This window comes from Petrocella atlantisensis, from assembly GCF_900538275.1.
Classification (GTDB): domain Bacteria; phylum Bacillota; class Clostridia; order Lachnospirales; family Vallitaleaceae; genus Petrocella; species Petrocella atlantisensis.
The window spans coordinates 2656204-2682077 of sequence record NZ_LR130778.1 but is presented as its reverse complement, the minus strand read 5'-3'; the positions used below and the strand labels follow the sequence as shown (position 1 = coordinate 2682077).

24 protein-coding genes are annotated in these 25874 nt (G+C 37.2%); all 24 read right to left on the bottom strand.

The features are described from left to right. Positions 1-74: 74 nt before the first annotated feature. Positions 75-539 (bottom strand): COG2426 family protein, encoded by a 465-nt coding sequence (locus PATL70BA_RS12320; RefSeq protein ID WP_125137644.1) that lies wholly within the window; start codon positions 537-539, stop codon positions 75-77. Positions 540-661: 122 nt separating this feature from the next. Then, a complete protein-coding gene (locus PATL70BA_RS12315) occupies positions 662-1696 on the bottom strand; it encodes a phosphodiester glycosidase family protein (RefSeq protein ID WP_125137643.1) in 1035 nt (344 codons plus the stop codon). Positions 1697-1837: 141 nt separating this feature from the next. Then, the gene (locus PATL70BA_RS12310) at positions 1838-2179 is read right to left on the bottom strand and encodes a rod-binding protein (RefSeq protein ID WP_125137642.1); all 342 of its coding nucleotides are present in this window, start codon (positions 2177-2179) and stop codon (positions 1838-1840) included. Between the two features lie 9 nt (positions 2180-2188). Continuing rightward, entirely contained in the window at positions 2189-2998 is an 810-nt protein-coding gene (locus tag PATL70BA_RS12305) for a flagellar hook-basal body protein (RefSeq protein ID WP_125137641.1), read from the bottom strand. 33 nt (positions 2999-3031) lie between these two features. After that, positions 3032-3802 (bottom strand): flagellar hook-basal body protein, encoded by a 771-nt coding sequence (locus PATL70BA_RS12300; protein ID WP_125137640.1) that lies wholly within the window; start codon positions 3800-3802, stop codon positions 3032-3034. Between the two features lie 212 nt (positions 3803-4014). Beyond that, a complete protein-coding gene (locus PATL70BA_RS12295; protein ID WP_125137639.1) occupies positions 4015-5223 on the bottom strand; it encodes an ABC transporter permease in 1209 nt (402 codons plus the stop codon). Between the two features lies 1 nt (position 5224). Then, the gene (locus PATL70BA_RS12290; RefSeq protein WP_125137638.1) at positions 5225-6583 is read right to left on the bottom strand and encodes an HlyD family secretion protein; all 1359 of its coding nucleotides are present in this window, start codon (positions 6581-6583) and stop codon (positions 5225-5227) included. A gap of 12 nt (positions 6584-6595) precedes the next feature. After that, positions 6596-7414, bottom strand: a complete 819-nt coding sequence (locus tag PATL70BA_RS12285) for a Yip1 family protein (RefSeq protein ID WP_172596239.1) — start codon at positions 7412-7414, stop codon at positions 6596-6598. After that, positions 7404-8165: an ABC transporter ATP-binding protein gene (locus tag PATL70BA_RS12280; RefSeq protein WP_125137636.1), complete on the bottom strand. Its 762-nt coding sequence runs from the start codon at positions 8163-8165 to the stop codon at positions 7404-7406. The genes PATL70BA_RS12285 and PATL70BA_RS12280 overlap by 11 nt, the downstream gene beginning before the upstream one ends. A 165-nt stretch (positions 8166-8330) precedes the next feature. Further along, entirely contained in the window at positions 8331-8993 is a 663-nt protein-coding gene (locus PATL70BA_RS12275) for a ribonuclease H1 domain-containing protein (protein WP_125137635.1), read from the bottom strand. A gap of 384 nt (positions 8994-9377) precedes the next feature. Continuing rightward, positions 9378-11417, bottom strand: coding sequence for a methyl-accepting chemotaxis protein (locus PATL70BA_RS12270; protein ID WP_172596238.1), 2040 nt, complete (start codon positions 11415-11417; stop codon positions 9378-9380). A 186-nt stretch (positions 11418-11603) separates the two neighbouring features. After that, on the bottom strand, positions 11604-13142 hold the full coding sequence (locus tag PATL70BA_RS12265) for a DEAD/DEAH box helicase (RefSeq protein ID WP_125137633.1): 1539 nt from the start codon (positions 13140-13142) through the stop codon (positions 11604-11606). A 221-nt stretch (positions 13143-13363) separates the two neighbouring features. Continuing rightward, the gene (locus tag PATL70BA_RS12260) at positions 13364-14347 is read right to left on the bottom strand and encodes an AEC family transporter (RefSeq protein WP_125137632.1); all 984 of its coding nucleotides are present in this window, start codon (positions 14345-14347) and stop codon (positions 13364-13366) included. Between the two features lie 3 nt (positions 14348-14350). Then, on the bottom strand, positions 14351-15370 hold the full coding sequence (locus PATL70BA_RS12255; RefSeq protein ID WP_125137631.1) for a TRAP transporter substrate-binding protein: 1020 nt from the start codon (positions 15368-15370) through the stop codon (positions 14351-14353). A gap of 72 nt (positions 15371-15442) precedes the next feature. Then, complete coding sequence (locus PATL70BA_RS12250; protein ID WP_172596237.1) at positions 15443-16168, bottom strand: SDR family NAD(P)-dependent oxidoreductase; 726 nt, start codon at positions 16166-16168, stop codon at positions 15443-15445. 66 nt (positions 16169-16234) lie between these two features. Then, on the bottom strand, positions 16235-16723 hold the full coding sequence (locus tag PATL70BA_RS12245; protein ID WP_125137629.1) for a TRAP transporter small permease: 489 nt from the start codon (positions 16721-16723) through the stop codon (positions 16235-16237). A gap of 10 nt (positions 16724-16733) precedes the next feature. Beyond that, positions 16734-18014: a TRAP transporter large permease gene (locus PATL70BA_RS12240; protein ID WP_125137628.1), complete on the bottom strand. Its 1281-nt coding sequence runs from the start codon at positions 18012-18014 to the stop codon at positions 16734-16736. 97 nt (positions 18015-18111) lie between these two features. Continuing rightward, the gene (locus PATL70BA_RS12235) at positions 18112-19194 is read right to left on the bottom strand and encodes a TRAP transporter substrate-binding protein (RefSeq protein ID WP_125137627.1); all 1083 of its coding nucleotides are present in this window, start codon (positions 19192-19194) and stop codon (positions 18112-18114) included. A 34-nt stretch (positions 19195-19228) separates the two neighbouring features. Continuing rightward, positions 19229-19810, bottom strand: a complete 582-nt coding sequence (locus tag PATL70BA_RS12230; protein WP_125137626.1) for a cupin domain-containing protein — start codon at positions 19808-19810, stop codon at positions 19229-19231. Positions 19811-19916: 106 nt separating this feature from the next. Beyond that, positions 19917-22079 carry an AraC family transcriptional regulator gene (locus PATL70BA_RS12225; protein WP_125137625.1) on the bottom strand — a complete coding sequence of 721 codons (2163 nt, stop codon included), beginning with the start codon at positions 22077-22079 and terminating at the stop codon, positions 19917-19919. 289 nt (positions 22080-22368) lie between these two features. Further along, positions 22369-23130: a 2-dehydro-3-deoxy-D-gluconate 5-dehydrogenase KduD gene (gene kduD / locus PATL70BA_RS12220; RefSeq protein ID WP_125137624.1), complete on the bottom strand. Its 762-nt coding sequence runs from the start codon at positions 23128-23130 to the stop codon at positions 22369-22371. A 10-nt stretch (positions 23131-23140) separates the two neighbouring features. After that, positions 23141-23983: a 5-dehydro-4-deoxy-D-glucuronate isomerase gene (gene kduI, locus PATL70BA_RS12215; protein WP_125137623.1), complete on the bottom strand. Its 843-nt coding sequence runs from the start codon at positions 23981-23983 to the stop codon at positions 23141-23143. A gap of 41 nt (positions 23984-24024) precedes the next feature. Beyond that, positions 24025-25320 carry a TRAP transporter large permease gene (locus PATL70BA_RS12210; protein WP_125137622.1) on the bottom strand — a complete coding sequence of 432 codons (1296 nt, stop codon included), beginning with the start codon at positions 25318-25320 and terminating at the stop codon, positions 24025-24027. Continuing rightward, positions 25320-25856 carry a TRAP transporter small permease gene (locus PATL70BA_RS12205; RefSeq protein WP_172596236.1) on the bottom strand — a complete coding sequence of 179 codons (537 nt, stop codon included), beginning with the start codon at positions 25854-25856 and terminating at the stop codon, positions 25320-25322. Before PATL70BA_RS12205 ends, PATL70BA_RS12210 begins: the two co-directional genes overlap by 1 nt. Between the last annotated feature and the right edge of the window lie 18 nt (positions 25857-25874).

Genomic DNA, 25874 nt, shown 5'->3' with positions numbered 1-25874 from the left:
CCATATGTAGATTACGTTGATACATTCATAACTACATATGGTAGGTGAAAGTTCAACTATATAGTTTTGACACATTAACCATGTATCCAAAATAATGATACAGCACCTTTAAAAACCAGCATAAGTATAAGGCCACAGATCATGGCACCTACTATAACTGTAGGAAAGGCTTTTTTAAAATCCAGCTTCAACATGGCCGCAACCGCTGATCCTGTCCATACGCCTGTAAGAGGTAACGGAAACGCTACAAACATAAGGAGTCCCAACAATTCATATTTTACAATATTTTTTCCCCGCTTCATGGCACTTTTCTCATACCAATGCACCAAACGTCCTAATTTATCAAATCGCTTTAGAAATTCAAACAACTTTGGTATAAACAACATGATAAATGGCGCTGGTATTATTGCACCAACTAAAGTAACAATGTATACCAGAACATCTGAATAACCTAAAGATAACCCTAAGGGAATGGCTGCTTTTTGTTCAAGTACAGGTACAGCCGATAGTACCATAATCCATAATAATTCTGTTGTCATATAGACCTCTCAATCGTGCTTATCATTTTGATTTTTATATATCGTCGGATTTATTTTCTGATTTAGGAAAATAATCAGGCTCGATTATAACATATTTTTTATGTTATTACTAACACTTTAACCTATTTCTTTTGATGAAAAATCAGAATACTGTGGGCTATTGCTCTTTCTTCTCCACCGGACGGTTCGTTGATGACCTTGTTGTTTATGACCAGTGTCGATGAAGATCCGCCGTCTAAATAAGCTGCTTGAATGCAGCCCAGCTCCAACATCAACTTCGCAGACTCCTGTCCTGTCATGCCAAGGCTTTCACCCTCAAGACGTCCATCCACAACAGCTAAAACCAAATGGTTGTCCCCTGTTACACCTACTAATGTTCGAGGTTGGTAGGCTGTCGTATAACCCATAAATGCTTCATATTCCTTGGCTACATTCTCTCCGTTTTTGACCAACCAGGCGCCAGTTCCAAATGCTTCTTTTACATTAACATCGCCCAACCCATAATTTAGTTCTAATTTAAATGTATCTCCAATTTTAATGGTCTTGTTTTCACCTACAAAAGTTAAAACATGATCCCAACCCTTAAGTGCCACCGGTTGATCTGTTATAATGATATCCACTACCAGATTATCACGAATCATGTAGTTGGTACTTGGTCGTCTGACACGTGTTGTTTTACCATAAACTTCATCAAATAGAACCCATTTCCCATCGGGAACCAATCCATTAAATCCATACAGCTCAATATCCTGATTATGCAAGGTAACAAATGCCTTCAACCGCACGTCTGCAATGGATACTTGGTTGTTAGTATCTATCAGCACCGTTGGGGTTCCTATATACTGTGCGCGTATGGGTTTGCCCTCATGAACCATCAGACCGTAGGGTAAACCTAAATCATTGTAGAACATACCGTTGACGCCTATGGTGGCTTGATTATCCTCGACCATGGCTGAAGTGGTTTCAAAACCATATAATACACCAAAAGATAAGCCATTCTCCACTCGAATCTGCTGATTATTCATATCAATATCCAGGACACGAATCACTTCCGGCTTCAGTGGATATAAACGCTGTATAACCTCATATTGGATTCCACTATAGAGTTGGGTGGAATAATAGAGTATGCCCATGATCACCGCCATGATTTTGATCATTGTTTTTCTCCTAGCCTTTTGTCGTTATCATCTGTTTTCGTATTATAACATGAAATACATTCAAATAGAAAGACTGCTTTCCTATTATCTAAGAAGCGCAGTCTTATTTCTTATTTCTTATTTCTTCATTCTTATTTTTACTTATTTCTTTAGTTGTTGGTATAACATATCTTTAATGCCGGCGCCCTGTCCCTTAGAAATCTCTTTGGAGTAAGCTTCATAAAGCATGTCTTCATAGATATTCCGTCCTTGACTCTCTTCATAAAGGCCGGACTTTGGAATGGATTTGCGCATCTCTGAAAATACCTTGTTTAAATAATAAGATTCAAATTCTGCACAAGCATCTTTTAGCGCTTCATCATCTTTGTCTTCCATCGCTTTTTTTATAATATTCTGAAAATTTTCATCTTCAACTTTGCTTTTTGTCGTCTCAGCACTTGTTAAAGTGTTTAAAAAGCTACTACCCAGTCCACTAATTTCCATCTTACTCACCTACCGCTTCAATTCATTGGCACGTTGCAACATCTCATCTGAACTCTGAATCGCTTTTGAGCTGAGCTCATAGGCTCTTTGAGCTACAATCAGTTTAACCATTTCCTCTACTGCCTGTACATTAGATGCTTCTAAAGCACCTTGAACGACCATGCTGCCTTCCGTTTCTTCATTATCTACTTCTATAATAGGAATCCCTGACGCAACCGTCTGCTCATAAAAGCCACCACCGATTGTCTTTAGGCCTTGTGAATTCTGAAATTGTACAACTTGTAATTGTAAACCAAGGTCAACGCGGTCACCATCCACGATTGTTGAGAAAATACCTTGTTCATCCACCGACAATTTATCTGCAACAACGGTTTCATCAAATACAATCGGTTCTCCATCAATACCCAAAACAGGGCGTCCTGTTGAACTGGTCAACATAAGTTCTCCATCCAAAATAGATGTCTTAAAACTGCCATCTCTGGTATAAATCGGATTTCCATTTACATCCATGAGCGCAAAGAATCCATCTCCCTCGATTGCAAAATCAAGTGGTCCTTCCGTACGTTCAAAAGTACCTTGAGTAAAAGATTTAACAGAAGCAACTGTTCTAACACCATGACCGACTTGCAAATTAACCGGACTGCCACCATTGGCAATATCGCCAGCATTTTTCATGGTTTCATATAATAAGGATTTGAATTCCAAACGTTCTTTTTTGAAGCCTACCGTGTTCACATTCGATAGGTTATTGGCTATGCTATCAACGGTTGCCTGCTGAGTTTTCATACCAGATGCAGCGGTCCATAACGATCTCATCATATTAAATCTACCTCCTATTGGTTTACACGTTCATCATCTAATAGAACCAACGTTGTTGACCACTTTCTCCATGGTTGCATCGTAAGTCTGAATAATTTTCTGATTGGATTCATAGGTACGCATAACATTAATCATGTTAATCATCTCTTCAATACTATTGGCATTGGAGCTTTCCAAAAAGCCTTGCTCTGCCGTTCCTACAAATGGAATTTCTACTGTCTCTTCTGTTCCGACATATAAACTTCCGCCCTCTTTTCGTAAGGTTTTTGTATCTTCTATGCCGACAATTTGTATCTGACCTAAACGTACCTCATTCGAATATATACTACCATCTTTGTTAATACGCACATCATATTGATCCAAAGTCAGTACTGTATTTTCCTCACCTAAGACAAAGAGACCCTCACTTGTAACCAAGCGTCCTTCTTGATCCAACATAAATGATCCGTCTCTCGTATATCTTTCCGTCATAGTGCCGTCTTCATTCATGCGTCCTACCTTAATCATGCCTTGACCTTGTAATGCTATATTAAGGCTCTCGTCTGTCTGCTTCATAGAACCCTGTAAGTGATCTGTATGTATTTCTTGCGAACTGATACCAAGGCTCATTTTACCTATAGACGTACTGTAGGGAACTTCAGGGTCGTTTATTTTTAGGGTCAACATTTCTTTAAATGACGCTGATACTACTTGATCTTTTTTGTATCCGGCAGTATCTACATTTGCAAGATTATTAGAGATGGTATCCATCTTTTCTTGTTGACTTCTCATACCCGTATAAGCTGTATATAGACCTCTAAACATTATGCCACCTCATTAGTATTTGTATTCTCTTATCTATATCGTACCATTCTCCTTAAATATTAATAGAATCAGAGGTTTTTTTTGGCGACTTATTAATTTAAGCCGTCTTATCAAAGTTTCACTAATCGTATTCAAGTATAGATTGCATTGATGCGTTTGCAACTATTCTTGATTACGATAACTTTAACTATTTTGATAAGACAGCTTAAATTTTACTCATAACGTAAGGATTCTATGGGGTCTAGGTCTGCTGCTTTTTTTGCCGGATATACACCAAAGATAATACCCAGTACTATAGAACCGATAAAGGCAATTACAGTGGTTTTGATATCCACCACCGGTGGAATCTTGATTACACTTGAAATAATGGCACCTGTTAAAATACCAAGAAATATGCCAATCAGGCCGCTAAATCCGGTCATCAATATGGATTCTGTTAAAAACTGCAGGACAATATCCCTTTTTTTGGCACCAATGGCTTTTCGAATGCCTATTTCTCTTATCCGCTCCGTTACTGAAACCAATAATATGTTGATGATACCAATACCGCCAACAACAAGGGTAATGATTGCAATAACTAACAACACCATGGATATGACATTTAATATACCACTCACTGATTTTTGTATGTCTTCCACACTGGTGGCTAAATATTTATCCTGGTTGTCATGAACGAATTCTAATAGCCTTATGATTCGACTGCCCGCTGATGCAAGGTTGGCTTCCGGGTCGATAGAGACCTGAATCTGATCCACATACTCTGTCCCAAAAAATGATTGCATCGTTGTGATGGGTGCAATCACTTCCACCGGAAACTCAATGCCCTCGAGTAAGGATGAGAATAAGTCGTCTTCTGTATTTAAGACACCAATTACTTTCATCTTCATGATGTCACCATAGCCATTGGTTAATCTTACTTCTTCACCTAAAATATCTGTTCTGTTGAAATATTCTCTGGCAAAGGTATCCGGAACTATAATAACCCTTCTTTGACCTTCAATATCTGATCCTGATATAAATCTGCCTTCCAGAAGATCGATGGTTTGAAAACTGGTGTACTGTGAGGTGGCACCTGCCACCAAAGCATCTCGATTCCCATCTTCCAAGCGAATGCTGGAATAAAAGGTTGCTGCAGCTGTAATATTCTCAACTTCATCTACACCTCGTACGATGCTGTCCATATCTTTCATGGTAAGTCGATCTCTGTCTTCAATGTCTGAACCGGTACTTTGTATGATGATAGTGTTTGCACCAAGCTTTCCAAGTTCTGAAGAAATATAAACCTTAGTGGCGTTACTGATGGCCATAATAGCAACTATAGAAAAAACACCCATAATGATGCCTAGCATCGTCAGAATAGACCTTAACTTATTGGTGGTCAAACTCAAGAAAGCCTGTTTGAAGTTTTCTGTCAAATGCATATTACATGCCTTCTTTCTCTAGATCATTGACAATTTTTACTTTTATACCGTCTTTTAGACTGAGAGATGGGTTGTTAATAACAAGCTCACCTTCTTCTAATCCTTCCACAACCTCAGCATCAAAATCAGAAACAATCCCCAATTCGACAACCCTTTCCTCTACAGTGCCATCTTCTGTAACGACATAAGCCAACTTATTGTTGTCCCTATCATCCTTAAACATATCATAAGAAGCCACCAATACTTGTTCCTTAAAGGATGTGGTAATCTCACAGTCAGCTGTATAACCCGGCTTTAATTGATCCATATCTTTTGTAATCGTAATTTCAATGGGTACTGTTGTTGCCTCTTTGCCATTCACGAGTGCTTGAACTGCCTTTGGCGCTATAAAAGATACTTCACCTTCGACGGATGCGGATTTTGATATCGCATCTCCTGTAATTAGAACCTTTTGGCCAATAACAATATCCTTAATGTCATATTCCCTTAGATTTGCTGCTACCTTCATTTTGTTCATATCCATTAAGGTCAACATAGGTGCAAGGCTAGGTGACTGCTCACCTTTTGATATATGTACTTCTGTCACAACACCTTCGCCTGTTGCATAGGTTAGATCTGATATTTCTTGGATATGGTTTTCTAAGGTGGTTATGTTCATTTTTAAGCTTTCAAGATTTTTCACTTGAATTGTTACATCAATTTGTGTGGATTGATTGGCTTGATTATTGCTTTTTAGTAGCGCTGCCAAATCATCTTCAGCTCTTTTCAAATCTAACTTTGAAGTTGCTAATTGATTTTCGGCTTCTTCTACCGCCTTCGTCATCGTATTATATTCCTCTTGTGAGATAAAACCTTCGTTTAGTAGGATACGACTTTTTTCGAGGTTCATACGTTGTTCTTCTAAAAATTTTTCTGCTGTACTGACAGATAATCTGGATAACTCTAGGGCTATTTCACCCCCCATTGCCGTTGATGTAGATGATTGGCTTCGAAGCTTCTCCAATTGTAAGGTTTGTATATCATAGTTAAGCTTTGCTTGCTTAAGTTCCGCTTCAAGATCCGTCATGTCCACTGTAAATAATGCTTGTCCTATAGTCACATAATCACCGACTTCAACCAGCACTTCTTTAATCTGAAGAGGTGTGTTTGAGATGACTTCCCATTTATTACTTTCCATAACAGTGCCGGTTATAAGTATACTGGAATATAAATCCTCACGTTGTATGGCTGTAACCTCGACTTCTTGAGCTTTTCCGCCACCAAATCCACCTTCTCCTGTCGTATCTTTATTTAAATTGTAAACAATCATAATGGCTATGATACCTATGATGAATACAGCAATTAAGATTTTTTTCTTCAATTCTACAACCCCTTACATTTGCATCGATGATGCCATATTAGTCAGCAATACGGTAATGACGGATATGGATGCCCCAAACAAGAAGGACAACCCTACTGTTATACCTGCTGCTTTTTTACTAAAACTTGCTACAATTCTAAGTCCTATGTATGTGATGTATAGGCTCCAAAGACTAATGACTTCAATCGGTGCCAATACAGCCGATAAGACGGATCCGTTCATAGATTCAGGTAGTAAGCTGGAAAGACTTGTTACGGATACGGTTGGCATTTCTCCTTTGATTAGGGTCATAACCATCATGATCAACCATGTAAATACAGATAATATACCTATATGTACCGTCATGGAAAAAATTTGCTTAAATCCAGCCGGTGATTTTATGATCTTAGCCACAACAAAATAAACAAAAGCAACAAACAACATGCCAATAATAACACCAATAGGCGTAAAAACAAAAGTAGATACCTTTGCTATGGTTAAAGGCAATTCCATCATACTTTCAGTCACGACTTGACCGGTGCCTTCCAGTTGCTTTTCAATTTCCCTAATCATGGTTACTTCAAACTGTCCCCAACAAACCAAATAATAAACAATAGGTGCTAACATTGTAATTAGCAAGGGAATGAACCAGTTGGGTTTGGATTTGATGGCTTTGAAAGCCTCCGTCGGTGCGAAGATAATATTTGCCATCTTGACTATTGGTGAAGCATTAACTTCTTCCATGCCTTCATTTTCATATATCTCATTTATTTCATTAGTTTCCTTTGTTTCATGCATACCCTTGTTTTCTTCCACTTCATTTGTATCCATTTTGTTCTCTTCATCTCTCATCCTTGTTTCCTCCATTTAATGACGCATTCAGCGCTTTTTCTTTTTGTTTTAATATATCAAGAGCCTGTATCGGTTTCTCAACCATACGGTCACTGGTTAAATAGCCGTCAGCGAATGTAATGACACGCTTGGTATGCTCTGCAATATCCGGCTCGTGGGTAACGATGATGACCGTGACCCCTTCTTCATTGAGTTTTTGAAACTCTGCCATGATTTCTTCTGATGAAACTGAGTCTAGGTTCCCAGTAGGCTCATCCGCTAATATAATGGCCGGTCGGTTGACCAAAGCTCTAGCTATGGCCACACGCTGTTTTTGACCGCCTGACATTTCGTTGGGTTTGTGATCCATACGATCTGCTAGACCAACCCGATGCATGGCTTCCATACCTCTTACCTTACGCTCCTTATAGTGAACTCCGGCGTAGATCATAGGTAATTCCACATTTTTCAGAGCAGAAATCCTAGGCAGCAGATTGAATGACTGGAAAACAAAACCAATCTTCTTATTTCGTATGGATGCCAGCTCATTGTCATCCAAAGTGGCTACATTCACATTTTCTAAATGATAATCCCCACAAGTTACCCGGTCTAGGCATCCAATCAAATTCATGAGCGTTGACTTTCCCGAACCTGATGGACCCATAATAGAAATAAATTCACCTTTTTCTATATTAAGATTAACCTGCTTTAAAGCTTCTACAGCAATGTTACCATTACCATATGTTTTTCCAACATCCTTGATTTTTATCATGCTTCACATCCCATTTCTATAAATCCATGGTAGAGGGTCATAATTATGTTTCTATACTATGCCTATCCATTGTTATTATTTTAACCTTTATTCTAATAAAATTCCATAAGTATTTCATTAAAAATAATTTAATGAAACTTTAATGTAGATAAAGTGTTCACTCATTTATAGCATACCGTTTTCTATACCCAGCGCTTTTTTTGCCAGCTGATCTGCCAGTTCATTATAATAATCTCCAGAGTGCGCCAGAACTTTTACAAATTCAATCGGATAGGATGTGCTGTATTTATTAAATAGTGTCACATATTGCTGTGTCCCCTTTTTCTTAGCCTGCCATCCTTTTGTTGCCCATTTGGCTATACCTTCATAGTCATGATAGAGAATCAATTTCTCTATGCCCATTGCGTCTTTATGATTGTATACCCATTCCATGGCTCTTATGGCACCTAGTAGTTCTCCTGCCACATTTCTCATCGTGGCCAGTTCAGTATCATCACCGGCCTCATTAATATGAATCTCTTCTTCTCCAATAAGAATAACCGCACCGCCTGCATAACGTTTTGTACTATGATCATAACTCCCATCCACATAGGCTTTCGCTATTCCCGCTTCATTTATTTCAACTTCTTTTATACTAGCATCCCCATTTACATGATGATTCATTGGAGAGGTCTGATCTATCTTCATATAGGATTCCGCTTCTTCTAAGGTTTTGAAACTTTTAAACTCTGCACCTGAATAGCCCTTTGTACTTGCTTGGCATTCCGCCCATGTCTTAAATATACCTTTTTCTAACCCTTGTCTGACTGCATAATATTTTTTTGGCATGTTTGTTCTCCACTTTCATATAATATTCTCTTTATATAGAGTTCATGGTTTTTCAAACTTAATCATACCTTAGATATGTTTGTAACTCAACTCTCCCCAATAACTTTTAAAAGAATCGTATATAATTTACGTAATTTTAGCCAACGTCGACCATGAAGTTCCTGGAATCAGACTGTGTGATGGAGCTCGTCAGCATGGATGCTGACCGTCGACTTTTGGTGCATGGATGCACCAATCGGAGACCGTAATCATACAGACTGTGGAAGGGTTTTCATGGGACCCCTTACATATCAAACTTTTCAAAAAAAGTCTCTAAGTTTTTTTTGAACTTAGAGACCTCATGAATGCATATTAATGAATCTTTGTATAACTTCTAACTAAAATCTATTGAAGAGTGAACCTAGATAAGGACTCTCTTAAAGTGTGAGCCATTTCATTCAGATCATTGGCCAGTTTAGCCACTTCTTCTGTTGATTCCAGTTGTTGATCCATTGAAGCGGTCACTTCTTCGGATGCAGCTGCTGTCTCTTCAGATATGGCTGATATATTTGTAATAGATAAAACGATGTTGTCCTTATCATCGTTCATTTTAAGCATATGACGATTAATAGATTCAATCTGCAAAGTAATATCTTTAATATTGCTGGAAATTGAATTAAAAGCTTCGTTTACATGTTCCACTGCTATAGATTGCTCCTTACCACGGTCCTTGACATCTTTCATGACCGCTACTGTTTGAGAACTTTCATTCTGTATGTTGATAACGATGTCTTGAATCTCTTGTGTGGCATTTTTCGAATCTTCTGCAAGTTTACGAATCTCATCGGCTACAACCGCAAACCCTCGGCCATGCTCGCCTGCTCTGGCCGCTTCAATGGATGCATTGAGTGCTAATAGATTGGTTTGCGCTGCTATAGATGTTATGGTATCTAGAATATTGCCTATTTCTTTAGACTTACTGTCCAACTCAAGAATAGATGTTTCAACACGTTTGGTTGCGACCTCATTCTCTGAGGTTTTGTTTCGAAGCTCATTAACCACTTTGACACCCATATCATTTAAATTATTGGAGTCTGATGCCAATTCATCCATCAACTTTGTACTTTCCGTTAATTCATCGATGCCTTCTGCTAATGTATTGGTCATACTAGCACCCGCTTCTGACTCCTCAGCTTGTTCTACAGCGCCTTTGGATATTTCCTCAGCGGTTCTTGTAACTTCAACAGCGGAGTTTTTGGTCTGATTAGAAGTATCTGCTAAGACTTTTGATGAATCATTCACTTTGTTAGCTACAGACTGAATATCTCCTATGATATATTTCAAATTATCTACTGTTGTGTTTAAGCTATTTGCCAACAACTCAAGCTCATCATTGGATTTAACAGTTACATGCGTGGTTAGATCACCTTGACTGACTTTTTCAAGTCCAACCGCTATGGTCCTTATTCTTCTGGTGAAGAACACCGCTACAAAATAAGCTATAACACCGGATACGACTAAAGCGATGGCACCAAGTCCAATGCCTGTCCACATAACAACATTTATATCATCTTGAATGTCTGAAACAGGTAATGCTGCTAAAATAAACATGTTAATATTATCCATTTTCTTATAGACGGCAATCTTGGATTCACCATCATAATTGTATCTAAGTTGGTTGCTGTCATTCTTTTTCATGGCTTCTACGATGATTTCCACCGGTAGCAACTCATTTAATAAGCTGCTATCCTTATGGGTTAAGACCTTATACTCTTTATCGATTAAGGTCGGATAACCGGTTTTTCCAATAACGATGGAATTCAGAGCTTGTGATAACTCTGCTAAGGAAACATCCACTGCAAATACCCCAACAAGCTCATCACCAGACATGATGGCTTTTGATACTGTAAACACAACTGTTTCTGTACCTGCATCCACGTAAGGGTCTGATATACTCACTTCACCACTAGCAGCCGCCTCTTTATACCAATCGCGTTCTGTAGGATCATAACCTTCAGGTAGTTGCGTTGGTGGATAGAGATACATGTCTTTTGCAGGTGTTGCCATGTATATGTTGAAGATATTCGGGTACGCATCTGAAAACTTTTCAAAAGCATTTAGGACTTCACGTTCTTGTGTACCTTGTGTCGCCAATAACATAACGTCTTCTTGATTTGAAAAATAGCCTGCGACCCCTTTAAGGTCATCTAAAGTATTGTCAATCCCTCTTTCAATCTCAGTAATAACGTCATTACTATTTCTTTCTAGATTGCCTTTTAAGATTGCTAAAGTACTAAACGTACTTGCCAGAACGATGAGGGTCACCACCAAAAGTGTTTGGATGACAATGATAAAGATGAGTTTACGTCTAAAGCTCCCATTAACCTTTTTGGTTTGTGACATACCCCCTTGATGTGTTTTTTCAGCTCCGTGTTTTTTTGACATGATTTTCATCCTTTCATATGATCCTATTGTTTGACAGATTATCTTTACTTTAATTAATACGTGCAAAGGTTGTGTTTGAACGCAAGAAAAGCTGAGGTTCGCCGCCCTCAGCCATAACTATATTATATATGGTGTCATGATATTTTACAATATTTATCTTTTTATTAACGATTTATTCAACTGTTCTTATTTGACAAGCATATCTTTTATCTTGTCAATAAACTTCTTTTTCTTAACCGGTTCAGAAGATTTTCTAAACTCAATCGGTCCAAGCTTAGGTAAAATAACGGTTTCTACTTTTATCTCAGGCTTAGCCTTTTTATGATGAACTGCCTTACTTGGAACATGGATTTTTTCTTTGACTTTTTCCACAATTGGCTCTGCCACATGGACAATCTTGGCTTTTTCTTCCATGACCTTTTGCACCACAGGTTTATACTCTTTTGGCTTATAGTCTCTTGATCGATGGTCTTTTGTTTTATGATCTTTTGCTTTATAATCTCCTGATTTATGGTCACTTGGCTTATGGTCCTTGCCTGCATGGGCTTTAGGAGGTTTAACGCCGACCCATTTACCTGTTGCAGAAGCCACCGCTTCACGCACTTGCTCATCTGTAGGTAATTCTGTTTCTTCAATCAGGCTACCCACATGCTCTTCAATCTCATATAAAGACATAATATCATCGGCTGTTGCTAGTGTAATGGCTTTACCGGTGTTACCTGCACGACCGGTTCGACCGATACGGTGTACGTAGCTGTCTTTTTCAATAGGTACATCGTAGTTAATAACCAGACTAAGATCATCAATATGCAAACCTCTTGCAGCAACGTCCGTTGCAACCACAATTTGAAGTGCACCTTTTTTAATCTTATCTATGGTCTTCATACGACTGACTTGTGTATTAGCGCCATGGATGGCGTCAACAATATAGCCTTTTCTTTCTAGATAGGCTTGTACTTTGTCTACAGCATAACGGGTGTTGCAAAAAATCAGACAACTATCCGGTTGTTCAACTTTTAGTAATCGATCCAACTGTGTTCTTTTTTCATTTGCTTCTACTCTATAATACAATTGTAAGATAGCATCCACCGTTTTTGTGTCCGATTCTAAAGCTATGGTCGTGGCTTCATTCATATAAGCCTGACATATTCTCTGAATCTCAGCCGGCATGGTTGCTGAAAAAAGCATGGTCACACGATTTTTGGGCAAGGTTTTAATAATTTTGACGACTTGGTCAATAAAGCCCATATCCAACATACGGTCAGCCTCGTCTAGTACAAGAAATCGTATTGCTTTGGTCGGTAAGCTTCTTCGTTGAATGTGGTCAAATACCCGTCCCGGCGTTCCAACAACAATGGATGCACCTTTTTTGATCGCATCCACTTCAATGTTAATGTTATGTTGTCCGTAGACTGCGGTTGTGGTCACTGTCTGGTATTTTGACATGAGACTGATGTCATTTTCCACTTGCACCGCCAATTCCCTTGTGGGCGTTAATATGAGCGCTTGAGGCCCTATTACGTCTGCTTCCATCATTTGCAACATCGGAATTCCAAAAGCACCGGTTTTACCACTGCCGGTCTTTGACATAACCACCAAATCCTGATGATTCAGAACATGGGGTATGGCTCTGCTTTGCACGTTTGTTGGGGATTCAAATCCCATTTCTTCTATTGCCTTGACAATAATAGGGTCTACCCCTAAATCAATAAAGTTATTATTCATTTTGCCTACTTTCCTTAACCTTGTTTATGGTTTATTTTTACATCTTGCGGATGTATCTGATTAACCTATTATGCCTTATACTTTATCATTATCTAGATGCCAGGTCAATTATTATCCTAAATAAAACAAGAAGCGTGAAAAAAGTGAGCCATATACCTTACGGTTTCAGCTCACTTTTTGTTCACATCAAATGCATTTGTCTTATAGGGGTCATTACAATTTTAAAACACGACCTGATACAGACGTAGCATGACCGGTATTGTAATGAGACATATTACCGTAGTAGCAATGGCTATCTCCATTGCATATGTATAGTCTGATCCATTTTCCTTAGCTATAGCAACAGTTACTGTACTTGCCGGCATGAGCGTTTCTATAAAAATGACTGCAATAGCAATCTCAGTTGCAAATTCTCTTGCAAACATGAGTACAAGTAAGAAAAAGCTAGGTATTAGAATTAGTTTCACCAACACAAGTATTTGAACGGATCGATCCTTAAATATTCCAACAATCTGTTTGAACTTCATTTGTCCTATGATCAAACCGATAAATACCATGGATAAACTCATTGTTGTATTGCCTAGAGGATAAAATGTATCATACATGAACTGATATGACTTATTAAATAAGTCCCATTTCTCCATGGCAATATCGATTCTAAGTATGAGCGCAATTATGCCTAATGCAAAAGCAATCGTACACGGATTTATTAACGATTTAAATATCTGTCTAACATTTTTCATCTCTTCTTTGTTAAATAAATATACACCAATTGTCCAAATAAAGGTTAAGCTAACCAGATAATAGATAATCGCATAGATTAAACCAATTCTGCCAAACAACTCTGTCATAAGTGGAAAGGCAAGGTAAACTGTATTACCAATCATGAGTTGTGCTGCATACACATTCTTTTTGACTCTACCTAATTTTAATATTTTAGCTATTAATTTACCCACAAATAAACTGAACAGTTGAATGCATACTGCCATACTTATAATAAAAAATCCATCTCGAAAAATATCGTCCGGTAGTTTATAACTTGTGATACTAAAAAAAGTTAAAATAGGTAAAGTTATATTAATTAGTAATTTTGACAGAATTGCTATGCCTTCTTCAGGTATAATCTTTAACTTTCTTGCATAGACACCCACGAGCACTAATAAAATAAGTTTTGAGATCTGATTTATGATAATTTGCAGTTCCATAGCTTACCTCGATTCTTCTACGAGTTGTAAAAAGTACTCCACGTTTTCTATACCTGCATAGGTTGAAATAGTATTATAGGCATATTTCATCTTCTCTTTAAAAACACTTCGGTCAGGGTAAGTAATGATCATACCTTCATCCTGCAATTTTTTCAGAATTTCTACTTCTTCCTTTTGTACTTCAACGCGCATCCAGTTGCCTGCAGTAATACTTTCTTCTCTGATTATTTCCTGTTGTTCTTTCGTCAGCGTCTCCCATGTTTTTTTACTTACGACATGGACCATACAATTATAAGTATGACGTGTCATGGTAAGATACTTTTGTACTTCATATAATTTGTTATAATAAATAATGGTTAGTGGGTTTTCCTGTCCGTCTACGATACCTTGTTTTAATGAAAGATAGATTTCAGGAAATGCAATTTTGGTTACATTTGCTCCTAAAGATTCCATCGCAAGTTGTAACTGCATTTCCGGTGGCGTTCGAAGTCTAAGGCCAATAATATCATCAGGCGTCACAATAGGTCTTGTATTATTGGTTATGTTTCTAAACCCATACTCCCAATTAGCCAGCATAATTAGACCTTGTTTATCTAAATCATCTTCAACCCATTCAATAAATTCTCCATCAAGAACGCGATAGGCATGCTTATAGTTATCAAAAACAAAGGGTAACATTACTGTCGCAAATTTCTTAGAATACTTGTCTAAAGCGCCTTGGGTAGGCAAACTCATGTCGATTGAACCAATAATATTCTGTTCTAACATTTCAGGTGGTGTACCCAGTTGTCCATCTGCAAAAATCTCTACTATGACTTTACCATTTGTTCGTTTTTCAACATTTTCAGCAAAAAGGGCTGCGGCTGTGTTTGCAGGATGATCTTCAATTGCATAGTGTCCAAACCTAAGGACGATAACTTCCTCTGTCATATCCGGCTCCTGAGTTAATTGTCTTGAACAGCCTGCTAAGATAATAATGACAAATATAACAGCTATTATACATCTACTTTTATACCTACTCATTTTGACACCTTCCTATTCACAACTATTTAGGTCTTAGATCTATAAGATATCCATAGCGCCTGCAAAGCAATACTACCTGATATAAGTACCACCATTTACATCTATATTTTCACCATTTAAAAAAGTATTTTCTATACAAAATGAGACTGCAAGAGCAATATGTTCACCTTGGCCATTCTTTTTAAGCGGGTTTGCATCTGCCCATATTTTCATTTGCTCTTTTGTTGAAACCTTATCATGAAATGGTGTATCGATGACGCCCGGCGATACTGTATTGACACGTATATCCGGTGCTAATTCTCTCATAAGTCCTCTTGTGAAAACATCAACGGCACCTTTTGAAGCTGCATACATCGTCGCTCCGGGTGCGCCATGTCGAATAACAACAGAAGCTATATTTATAATATTTGGATTTGTTCCCTTTTTAAGTAATTCAATCGCTAATGATGTAATCTTAAACAGTGAAAACGTGTTTAGATTAAAAACCTCCTGCATATGATCCCATGTAAGTTCAACAGCCGGAACGCGTTTTACCAGGCCTCCTGCATTATTTACAAGTACATCTAAATAATCTGTATGCTCTTTCACTTCATCGATTAATGCTATGCAGTTTTCTTCTTTTGTTATGTCACATTGAATTAAATGTGCAATACCACCCAACTTTGTCACTTCTGATGCTACCCCAATTGCACTTTCTTTTGATTGATTGTATACCAAAAATAATTCATTATTCTTGGCTAATTTAATTGCTATTGCAGAACCGATGCCTGTACTTGCGCCTGTTATTAATATCTTCATAATTACCTCCATTTAATCCGCTTTATTATTGATGCTTTTGAAAATTTCCTATGCTATATACGTATGTTAATGGGAATGTATAAATATCTTTCTACCATTTACAACTATATCTCTTATCGAGTAAATACCCATTACTATCCCTGAGATTGGAATGGATGCGTAAAATAACTTCTTTGGTATCTTAAATATAGGTGACCATGCTGTCGCCTTATTTATTAGTACTAAGCTATACCTTACCATAAAATAGATAAATATCAATCCTATTATGCTTATAATAAATTCAAGAATGAATTCTTTTTTAGTTCCCATAAACTTTTCACTTAAAAAATCAATTCTGGAATGCTCATGTTTACACCATAAAAAAGCAGCGCCAAAAAATGTTAAACTCGTAAAGGATAGCTCTACGATTTCATCAAACCACCCTATAGAAAAAAGCGGGAAGAATCTAACAAATACATTTAGTGATAACAGTGTGAACAATACCACGAGTAGTGAAATGCAAATAACTTGAAGTGTTGTCATGATGCCTTTATCCATTTTTTTTAGTACATTCATATTATGCCTCCTATCTAAATAAGTTTGGTATTAATAATGATATTTGTGGGATTCCAGCTACTGCTAATAATACAATGAAAATACCCGCTAAATATGGTAATACCTCTTTACTGAGAGCACCAATCTTTACATCACTAATACTCGATACTGCATATAAGCACATGCCGACAGGTGGCGATAAGAGTCCAATCATTGAAGCCAAAATCATAACAACACCAAATTGAATAGGATCAACACCCAATTGAAGTATAATTGGCATAAATATAGGTATTGTAATCATAAGTACCGCAATACCTTCTAGAAACATACCAAGTACAAGTAAAATTCCTATAATAATTAATAATAGAATATACTTATTATCACTCACACTTGTTAGGGTAATAATAATTTGTTCCGGGACTTTTAGGAACGTCAGTAACCATCCAAAAAAACCTGCTGCCGAAATAATAAACATGACTTTTACAGTATGAAGAACTGTATTTGCCAATATACTTACAATACTTTTAAATCGTAATTCGTGGTATACCACAAGGTCTAGGAAAAGTGCATAAATACAAGCGACCACTGCTGCTTCTGTTGCTGTGAACCAGCCACTTAAAATACCACCAATTATGATGACAGGGGTAAGGAGTGGTAAAAATGCCTTTTTAAATGCTTCGAACCGTTTTTCTAATGATTGTTTCGGTTGCCTTGGATAATTTCTCTTTCTCGATATAATAGAAACGGCAATAATCATAGTAATCGCCATCAGTATTCCGGGTAGAAAACCGGCTAAAAACAAACTACCTACAGAAACACCCGTCATTGCACCATAGATGACAAATGGAATGCTGGGTGGTATAACAGGTCCTATTGTTGATGAAGCAGCCGTTATCGCTGCAGAAAACTTTTTGTCATATCCACTATCTGTCATTGCTTTGATCTCAATCATTCCAAGTCCAGCGGCGTCAGCTACAGCTGCCCCTGACATACCCGAAAAAATAACACTGGCTATAATATTAACTTGTCCTAAACCGCCCCAAACGTGTCCTACACTTGCCTCTGCAAAGTCGAATATTTTTTTCGTTATACCAGAAGTATTCATTAAATTCCCGGCAAGAATAAAAAATGGAATCGCTAACAATGTAAATCCTGTTGTAGATGCGTACATTCTTTGCGCCATCATAAGTAAGTTTTGTGATTCACCCAATAAAATAAATGCACCTATGGATGTAATGCCAAGACTAACTGCAATGGGTACACCAAGAAGTATTAATCCTATAAGCACAATGAAAATAAGTAATGCTTCCATAAAATCCTCCTTTAAATGAACAAGCCATATCTATTATGATACACATAAATACAGCCTGTTCTTAAAATGTCTTGTTATATACTTGGTTATAGATTAATTATTTATTTTCTTCTGCAATCTTTAATAAATACTCAACATTTTCTTTTCCGGCATATTCAGCAATACGATCATAAGCAGGTTGCATCATATCTTTAAATAAAGTTTTATCCGGATATGTAACTTCCATACCTTTTTCTTCAAGCATGCCAATAAGATCTTCTTCTTGTTCCTGCATCATTTTACGCATTTCGTTTCCGGCATTCGTACTTTCTTCTTTTAAAATCATCTGTTGTTCTTCTGAAAGTCTATCCCATACTTCTTTACTCATAACATTTACCATTGAGTTGTAAACATGTTGGGTAATCGCTAAATGATTTTGAGCTTCAAATACATTGTTGTAATAGATAACGGACAATGGGTTTTCTTGCCCATCTACAACACCTTGGTTTAAAGATAAAATTAGCTCTGAGAAAGCGATTTGACTGACATTGGCGCCAAGGGCTTCCATAGCAGCTTGCAATTGAATTTCGGGGGGTGTTCTAAGCTTAAGTCCGGCTACATCGGCTGGTGTATTTATGGGACGTTTATTATTGGTTATATTTCTAAAGCCCCAATCCCAGTTTGATAAAAATACAAGGCCCTGTGCTTCAAGATCAGGTGATGCCCATTCCATAAAAGGTCCATCAAGAACACGATAAACATGATCCGCATCTTCAAAAGCAAATGGTAACATGACTGTAGAGAATTTTTGTGAATACTTACTCAAATGACCTTGGGTTGGTAAACTCATGTCTACAGTACCAAGAATATTTTGCTCTAACACTTCATCCGGTGTTCCTAAAGCATTGGCAGGATATACTATAATTTTAACGGCGCCATTGGTTCTTGCTTCAACTTTTAAAGCAAATTCATTAGCAGCAAGGTCTGCTGGATGTCCAATCTCAGCATAGTGTGCCAATTTGATTTCAATAACTTCAGCAGGTTCTTCAGGCTCTTCTGCCAATGGTTCTTCTGTTTCCACATCCGTACTTGGAGTAGGTTCTGGTGTAACTTCATCTTTTTTTGCACAGCCTACGATTGTCATTAATAATGAAAATACTATGATTAAACCTAAAATCTTTTTAATATTTGTAAGTTTCATAAACTAAACCTCCCGCATAATATCATTGATTAAGTTACTTGTTATTTGTTTTATAGTTACCAAATTCGTCAGGGTATGTGCCTTGTTCTTTCATGAGCTCGACATGACTATCTCGTGCCGGTGCAAAAATATCAATGGCTTTTATGCCTGTTGGCGTATAGCCACCATGTGGTACATTTGCCGGATGAACACATACATCCCCGGCATGCATAATAATTTTTTTGCCATCTATCTCGTGATGCTCTTCACCTTCTAGAACAATCATAATCTGTTCTGCATCATGACTATGAATAGGAAAAGTCGAACCTTTAGGTACATTGATGAAACTCACCAATGCGTTTTTACTCATTAAGAATTTGGTGCGTATATCTTCTTCAGGGACGATTATTGTTTCTGGTAAATCTTCGATTGTGTAAACATATTTTTGTGTCTTGTCATTATTGCTCATAAGCTTTCTCCTTTTTAATAGATGCTTAGTTTTGGGTTCTTGTTCTGGATACTTATTTTGGTACTTGTTTTGTGAACGGCCTGAACACATTTTTATTATGCCAAGTTTCTTAAGAAAGAAAAAGAATCCTTTTTTATCTTTTGTATTATGGCCTTTTTTCAAGATCATAGGACCCCCATTATAAAAAGAGCAATAAAAAAAGCCTTTAAAATAAAGGCTTTAGAAGATGAGGTATCTTTTTTTGTTATGAAGTATCTTTTTTTGTTCTCGCTTTTTAGCTTCTTTTTCTATACTCTGATGGCGTAACATTTTCTAATTTTTTAAACATACGTACCATTTGTAATGTACTATTATAACCAATCTCTTTTGCAATCTGTTCAATCGTCTGATTCGTTTCATTTAGTAAATGTTTTGCTTTTTTGATCTTGGTTGAGGTTACATATTCTTTAAAATTAATGCCTGTTTCATCCTTAAACTGTTTTGACAAATAGGATACAGATATACCCAGTCGTTCTGCCACTTCATTCAAACTTATATCATTCATGTACTCTGACTCAATAAACTGTATGCATTTTGTGACCGGATTATCGTAATTATTATAACCATCTTCCTTTAAGAATGTAAAGATATTGGTAATAAACTGCAAGGTCCATTTTGTAGCTTCATTAATGGATTTGAATCTTTTATCAAACTCAGAAAAACTTTTAATAACGTCACTCATCTCTTTGGAATGAATATATTGTATCTCATAAAGATAACCAATAATCGTATTAAGTACGTCTTTGTAATAAAAGGAAAAATTTGATGCATAATAGAATTCACTTTTTACAACTTGTTCAAGTTCTAAAATGATGGCTTTACACTCATCAAGAGAGGATGCTCTTAAGCTGTTGTTTAAATACGTATGATAATCATAGGGTAATTTTTTTAGTTCAGCTTTATATATGAATTTCTTTTCATCAATGATGCCCATTTGTTTTTTCTCAAGTTTGTATTTTAGAATCTTAATTAGATGTTCATAGGAATCCTTAATATCACTAAAACTTGTATCTGCACCAATAACAACCGTACCTTGACAATTGGTAATTTGTTTATAGTTTTCTATTAGGGCTTCGAACATGTCCATTGTTTTTGAATCATCCGTTCTATTTTCATCCTCAGCACGTAGTAATAATACGATTCTCGTTTTTGTTTCATAAAAAAATTCAATGAGTCGATCATTACTTAAATAGGTTTTAATATGTTCATCAAGAATATTTCTAAGTGCTATGCCTTCTTCATCATCAAACTCTCGACTGATATAATCTTGATCTAGAATATCATGTACCTCTTTGAAAAATTCTATAAGTACAATCTGATATTTCATTGGATGATGTATTTGTTCACCTACCAACTCATTTTCATCGACATCTTCACCTTTTAGTAATCGAAAAAAATTATACTCATGAATTTTCTTAGTTTTCCCTTCAAGAGAAGCTTTAATTAAATGAATCGGGTTATATATACCTTTTGACATCGCAAAAGATAGCATCAGAGACGCTATTAAAAAGAAGACCAATAAAAGGATTGTATTATTACTTATTATCTTAAGTTTGCTTTGTATTTCAAATGTATCGATTAAGCTTATATATTTCCAATTGTTATAATCCGAAGTAACTAAAGAAATAAAGTACTCTTGTCCATCAATTTCAATGGTTTTATAGTTTTCTATTTCCTTAAACCAATCATAAGTAATATGTAAATCGACGATATTTCTATATCTGTTATCAGCACTTAGAATTAGTTTTCCTGTTTGATCGGCTATAAACAGCATGCCTTCTTTTTTAATATACATCTCATTGATAAGCCTATTAAAGTCATTGCTCTTTAATCTTATAACTACAAATCCAACAAGTTCGTCCACATTGGTATACATAAATCGAACATAATGAAAATCCGATATCTGTTCCCAATAAACACCTGAAGAATTCGGTTCAATCCATACTTTCATTGGTGAAGTATCCGATAACTTTTGTATGTATTCTTTTGTTTTAATACTAATTGCCGGTTGCTGTGTCTCTGCCGTAGAAATGAGAAGATTATTCTCTAACTTATAAATCGAAATCTCCTGAATATACTGAGTTCCAACCATAAAGTTCGTCATGACATTATAAACATCATCAATTACTTGATAGTCATCATAATTCGTTGAATCGATCTGCTCGAACATGAATTGTTGAATCGACCGATCGATGGCAACCTGTTCAGAAATTCTTTCGGTTTGACTGATAATCGAATCCGTCGCCACTTTGGCCTGCTTAACAATCTGATGATTGTTGAGTTTTGCTTCATCTTCAATAAAAGTTTTTGTTTGATAATAATTGATCGACATAAGAATGAGTGTAGGTATAATAATGACGCCAAAAAGCATGGCAAATAGATTTCTTAGCAAAGTCATATTGAGTTCCTTCCTCGCTGGTAGAAGTCATAAACAAATTGTCGAAATAAAAAGAAGCATTATATAATCAATTTCTGATGAATTGTTATCTAATGCTTTATTAAACTTTACATATATTTTTTGTCTTCTATACTACTACTAGTTTAATCTAGAATCCATAAGCTGTCAATAAAGCTTTATTAAGATGAAGTGTAAAAAGTGAGCTACAACTTAATGGTTGCAACTCACTTTTTGATTCATATCATTATTAATATTTCTCCTAACCAACACCGACCATGAAGTTTATCTACTATCGTGCCAACCATCCACCATCAACAGCAATGGTATAACCATTCACGTAAGAGGATGCTTCAGATGCTAAGAAAACAATCGGACCTTTTAGATCGGATGGTAGTCCCCAACGGTTCGCAGGGATTCTCCCTAGTATCGCTGCATTTCGGTCTGCATCTGCACGTAGTGCTTCTGTATTGGCTGTTGCCATATATCCAGGTGCAATGGCATTGACATTGATATTGTCTTTGGCCCACTCATTGGCCATTAACCGTGTTACACCCATGACACCACTTTTGGATGCTGTATAGGAAGGTACACGGATACCACCTTGGAAAGATAACATAGAGGCGATGTTGATGATTTTCCCACCTGTTTCTTGTTTCATAAACTGTCTTGCTACGGCTTGACTGAAGAAGAATACGGTCTTTATGTTGAGGTTCATAACATCATCCCAGTCTTTTTCGCTGAAATTAATGGCGTCTTCACGTCGTATCGTACCTGCATTGTTGACCAGTACATCCACATGACCAAATACTTCTACAGCTTCTGCTACGATGGCTTCTAATTTGTCAATCTTCATCAAGTCTGCTTGTATGTGATGGAACTTGCGACCTAGGTCTTCAACTAACTGCTTCGTCTCGCTACCTGCGCTATAATCCACACCAACGATGTCTGCGCCGGCTTCTGCAAGGGCCATAGCCATGCCTTGACCGAGTCCTTGACTGCTGCCGGATACAATTGCTACTTTGCCTTCTAAACTAAAGTTTTCTAATATCATCTGGACGCTCCTATCTTAGATCTTTCATAGCTATATGATCCATATCTGTAAATGTCTTGTTTTCGCCTACCATACCCCATATGAAGCTGTAGGCTGATGTGCCACAACCGGAGTGGATGGACCAACTGGGTGCTATGACGGCTTCTTCATTCCTAAGGACGATGTGTCTGGTTTCTGTTGGCTCTCCCATTAAATGAAGGACGATGCTATCTTGTGGTAAGTCAAAATAGAAGTAAACTTCCATACGTCTTTCATGGCTATGACAGGGCATAGTATTCCATACACTGCCCGGTGCCATCTTTGTGAGGCCCATGCTGAGTTGACAGGTTTGCAATACTTCCGGATGTAAGAATTGGAATATAACTCTCTTATTAGCGGACTCTGCATCACCCATTGGTACTTGTTTGGCTTTTGTGATGTCAATGTGGACCGTCTCATAGTGCATATGTGCCGGTGCACTTAAGGCATAATATTTACTTGGATTGTTTACGTCATCACTTGCAAATATGACTTCTTTGTTGCCTTTTCCTACATACAGGCCGTCTTGAGACTTCATGGCATGTACGGTACCGTCTACAGTAATGGTACCGGGTCCACCTATATTAATGACACCCAGTTCTCTGCTTTCAAGAAAATAATTGACGCCCAAGGATTTCATAACATCCATGTTTTCATCTAGTTTTTGACTTTGTTCATCCGGGCAAAAGCCCATGGTGATGATTCTGTCAATATGGCTGTATACACGTTGGATTTCTCCAAGATTAAATAAGTCTTGAACTAAAAACTCGTCTCTAAGTCGATCCGTTGTATAATGCTTTGCATCTTTTGAATTTGAAGGTTCTCTTACAATCATCTTTTCACCTTTTCATCTTAATTTGAAGCTTTTTAGTTTGTTTATAGAAACAGGTTTGGTACGAACATAACAATACCTGGTATAAATGTTATAAGTAGTAATACAATAACCATTACCCCATAGAATGGCAGTAAGGATTTGGTCATTTTCTCTATGGATACTTTACCGATGGCGCAACCAACAAAGAGGGCGCTACCTACAGGCGGCGTACATAATCCGATAGCCAGTGCCAGTATTAATACGACACCAAACTGGACCGGATCCATACCCAAACTGGTGACAACCGGTAAAAGAATCGGTGTTAGAATCAAAATTAGTGGTGCCATGTCCATAATACAACCAAGTAAAAGAATGAGCACTAGTATAAGCAATAATAATAGAGTCTTGTTTTGAGTTATTGTTAATAAGGCATTGGTTGCAAGAGCCGGAACTTGGAGCAAAGCCAACATATGTCCAAAGGCTTTGGCTGCTGCTATTAGACTTAGTACCAGAGCAAGGGTTTTTAAGGCACTGTATAAAATACCACCCATACGTTTTAGCGGAATTTCTCTGTAGACAAAAAATGTAATAACAAAAGCATATAAGCATGCTACCGCTGCTGATTCTGTAGCTGTAAATACACCCGATAGTACACCACCCATAATGATAACAGCGGTCATCAGACCAAAGAATGCATTCATAGATATCTTTACTTTTTCTTTAAAAGGAATTTTATCGCCTTTTGGATAGCCTCTTTTTACAGCAATGAAATAACTTAGAATCATAAGACCAACCCCAAGAATAACACCCGGCACCATACCACCAAGGAACAAACGACCAACGGATACACCGCCACCCGCAGCAAGAGAATATATAATCATATTATGACTTGGAGGAATGATAACCCCTTGACAAGAGCTTGTTACAGTAACAGCAACGGAGTAGTCATCATCATAGCCATTGTCTTTCATCATAGGAATCAATATGGCACCTATTGAAGATACATCGGCAACGGCTGAACCGGATATCCCACCAAAAAACATGCTGGCTAGGATATTAACTTGTGCCATACCACCTCTAACGCGGCCAACCATAACATTGGCCAGTTCAATAAGTCGCCTGGATATGCCCCCGGCACCCATAATTTCACCTGCTACTATGAAAAAAGGAATAGCCATGAGGGAACTGGACTCAATACCTTTTACCATTTTTAACACAATGGTCATCAGTGGTACTTGATAATATAAAGCTGTAAGAACAGAAGATAGGGCTAATGAAAAGGTTACAGGTACTTTCAGTATTAAAAGAACAAAAAATGAGATTAACAATATAGCGATCGCTGTACTAGCAACTGGCATTAGTTCTTACCTCCTAACGATAAACTTTTTAGGGATTCAATAACTTCATCATCTTGGGCCTCTTCTTCATTTTCAATCAAGCCCAGTAACTCCATAAGACTGTCAAAAACAACGAATACACCTGATATTGGAACGATAATATATAGATAACCTGTGGGCATTTTAGTCGCCGGCATCGTAGAAGCCATCATAACCATCGCCAGCTGCCATCCGTAGACCACCATGATGACGCCAAAGGTTAAGATACATAAATCAACAAATTTAAGTACAACTTTTTGAACAGGTTCTGGAAACATTCTGAAAAACAATTCAATACTAATATGAAGCTTTTTCTTAACGCCTAGTGCCAAAGCGATAAAGCCAAACCACACCATCATAATCAATGGTACTTCTTCGGACCACCTCAAACTAAAATCAAGAACATATCTAGAAAAAACTTGAATACAGGTTAGGATTGTAATCAGTACCAACATGATTTGTCCTAAGACAACCATAATTTTATGCAGTTGATCAACAATTTTTTTTATCTGATTCATGGGTATTACTCCTTTCAT

Bases quoted from the DNA above. Each gene is read 5' to 3' on its own strand.
- kduD (WP_125137624.1), bottom strand. From the start codon at position 23,130: ATGATATTAGAAAACTTTAGTTTAGAAGGCAAAGTAGCAATTGTATCC.
- PATL70BA_RS12260 (WP_125137632.1), bottom strand. From the start codon at position 14,347: ATGGAACTGCAAATTATCATAAATCAGATCTCAAAACTTATTTTATTA.
- PATL70BA_RS12230 (WP_125137626.1), bottom strand. From the start codon at position 19,810: ATGATCTTGAAAAAAGGCCATAATACAAAAGATAAAAAAGGATTCTTT.
- PATL70BA_RS12240 (WP_125137628.1), bottom strand. From the start codon at position 18,014: ATGGAAGCATTACTTATTTTCATTGTGCTTATAGGATTAATACTTCTT.
- PATL70BA_RS12205 (WP_172596236.1), bottom strand. From the start codon at position 25,856: ATGAATCAGATAAAAAAAATTGTTGATCAACTGCATAAAATTATGGTT.
- PATL70BA_RS12245 (WP_125137629.1), bottom strand. From the start codon at position 16,723: ATGAATGTACTAAAAAAAATGGATAAAGGCATCATGACAACACTTCAA.
- PATL70BA_RS12210 (WP_125137622.1), bottom strand. From the start codon at position 25,320: ATGCCAGTTGCTAGTACAGCGATCGCTATATTGTTAATCTCATTTTTT.
- PATL70BA_RS12320 (WP_125137644.1), bottom strand. From the start codon at position 539: ATGACAACAGAATTATTATGGATTATGGTACTATCGGCTGTACCTGTA.
- PATL70BA_RS12280 (WP_125137636.1), bottom strand. From the start codon at position 8,165: ATGATAAAAATCAAGGATGTTGGAAAAACATATGGTAATGGTAACATT.
- PATL70BA_RS12315 (WP_125137643.1), bottom strand. From the start codon at position 1,696: ATGATCAAAATCATGGCGGTGATCATGGGCATACTCTATTATTCCACC.
- PATL70BA_RS12255 (WP_125137631.1), bottom strand. From the start codon at position 15,370: ATGAGTAGGTATAAAAGTAGATGTATAATAGCTGTTATATTTGTCATT.
- PATL70BA_RS12225 (WP_125137625.1), bottom strand. From the start codon at position 22,079: ATGACTTTGCTAAGAAATCTATTTGCCATGCTTTTTGGCGTCATTATT.
- PATL70BA_RS12235 (WP_125137627.1), bottom strand. From the start codon at position 19,194: ATGAAACTTACAAATATTAAAAAGATTTTAGGTTTAATCATAGTATTT.
- PATL70BA_RS12285 (WP_172596239.1), bottom strand. From the start codon at position 7,414: ATGAGAGATGAAGAGAACAAAATGGATACAAATGAAGTGGAAGAAAAC.
- PATL70BA_RS12300 (WP_125137640.1), bottom strand. From the start codon at position 3,802: ATGTTTAGAGGTCTATATACAGCTTATACGGGTATGAGAAGTCAACAA.
- kduI (WP_125137623.1), bottom strand. From the start codon at position 23,983: ATGATTGTAAGAGAACCTTCAAATTCAAAAGATGCAAAGCATTATACA.
- PATL70BA_RS12305 (WP_125137641.1), bottom strand. From the start codon at position 2,998: ATGATGAGATCGTTATGGACCGCTGCATCTGGTATGAAAACTCAGCAG.
- PATL70BA_RS12250 (WP_172596237.1), bottom strand. From the start codon at position 16,168: ATGAAGATATTAATAACAGGCGCAAGTACAGGCATCGGTTCTGCAATA.
- PATL70BA_RS12265 (WP_125137633.1), bottom strand. From the start codon at position 13,142: ATGAATAATAACTTTATTGATTTAGGGGTAGACCCTATTATTGTCAAG.
- PATL70BA_RS12270 (WP_172596238.1), bottom strand. From the start codon at position 11,417: ATGTCAAAAAAACACGGAGCTGAAAAAACACATCAAGGGGGTATGTCA.
- PATL70BA_RS12275 (WP_125137635.1), bottom strand. From the start codon at position 8,993: ATGCCAAAAAAATATTATGCAGTCAGACAAGGGTTAGAAAAAGGTATA.
- PATL70BA_RS12295 (WP_125137639.1), bottom strand. From the start codon at position 5,223: ATGCATTTGACAGAAAACTTCAAACAGGCTTTCTTGAGTTTGACCACC.
- PATL70BA_RS12310 (WP_125137642.1), bottom strand. From the start codon at position 2,179: ATGGAAATTAGTGGACTGGGTAGTAGCTTTTTAAACACTTTAACAAGT.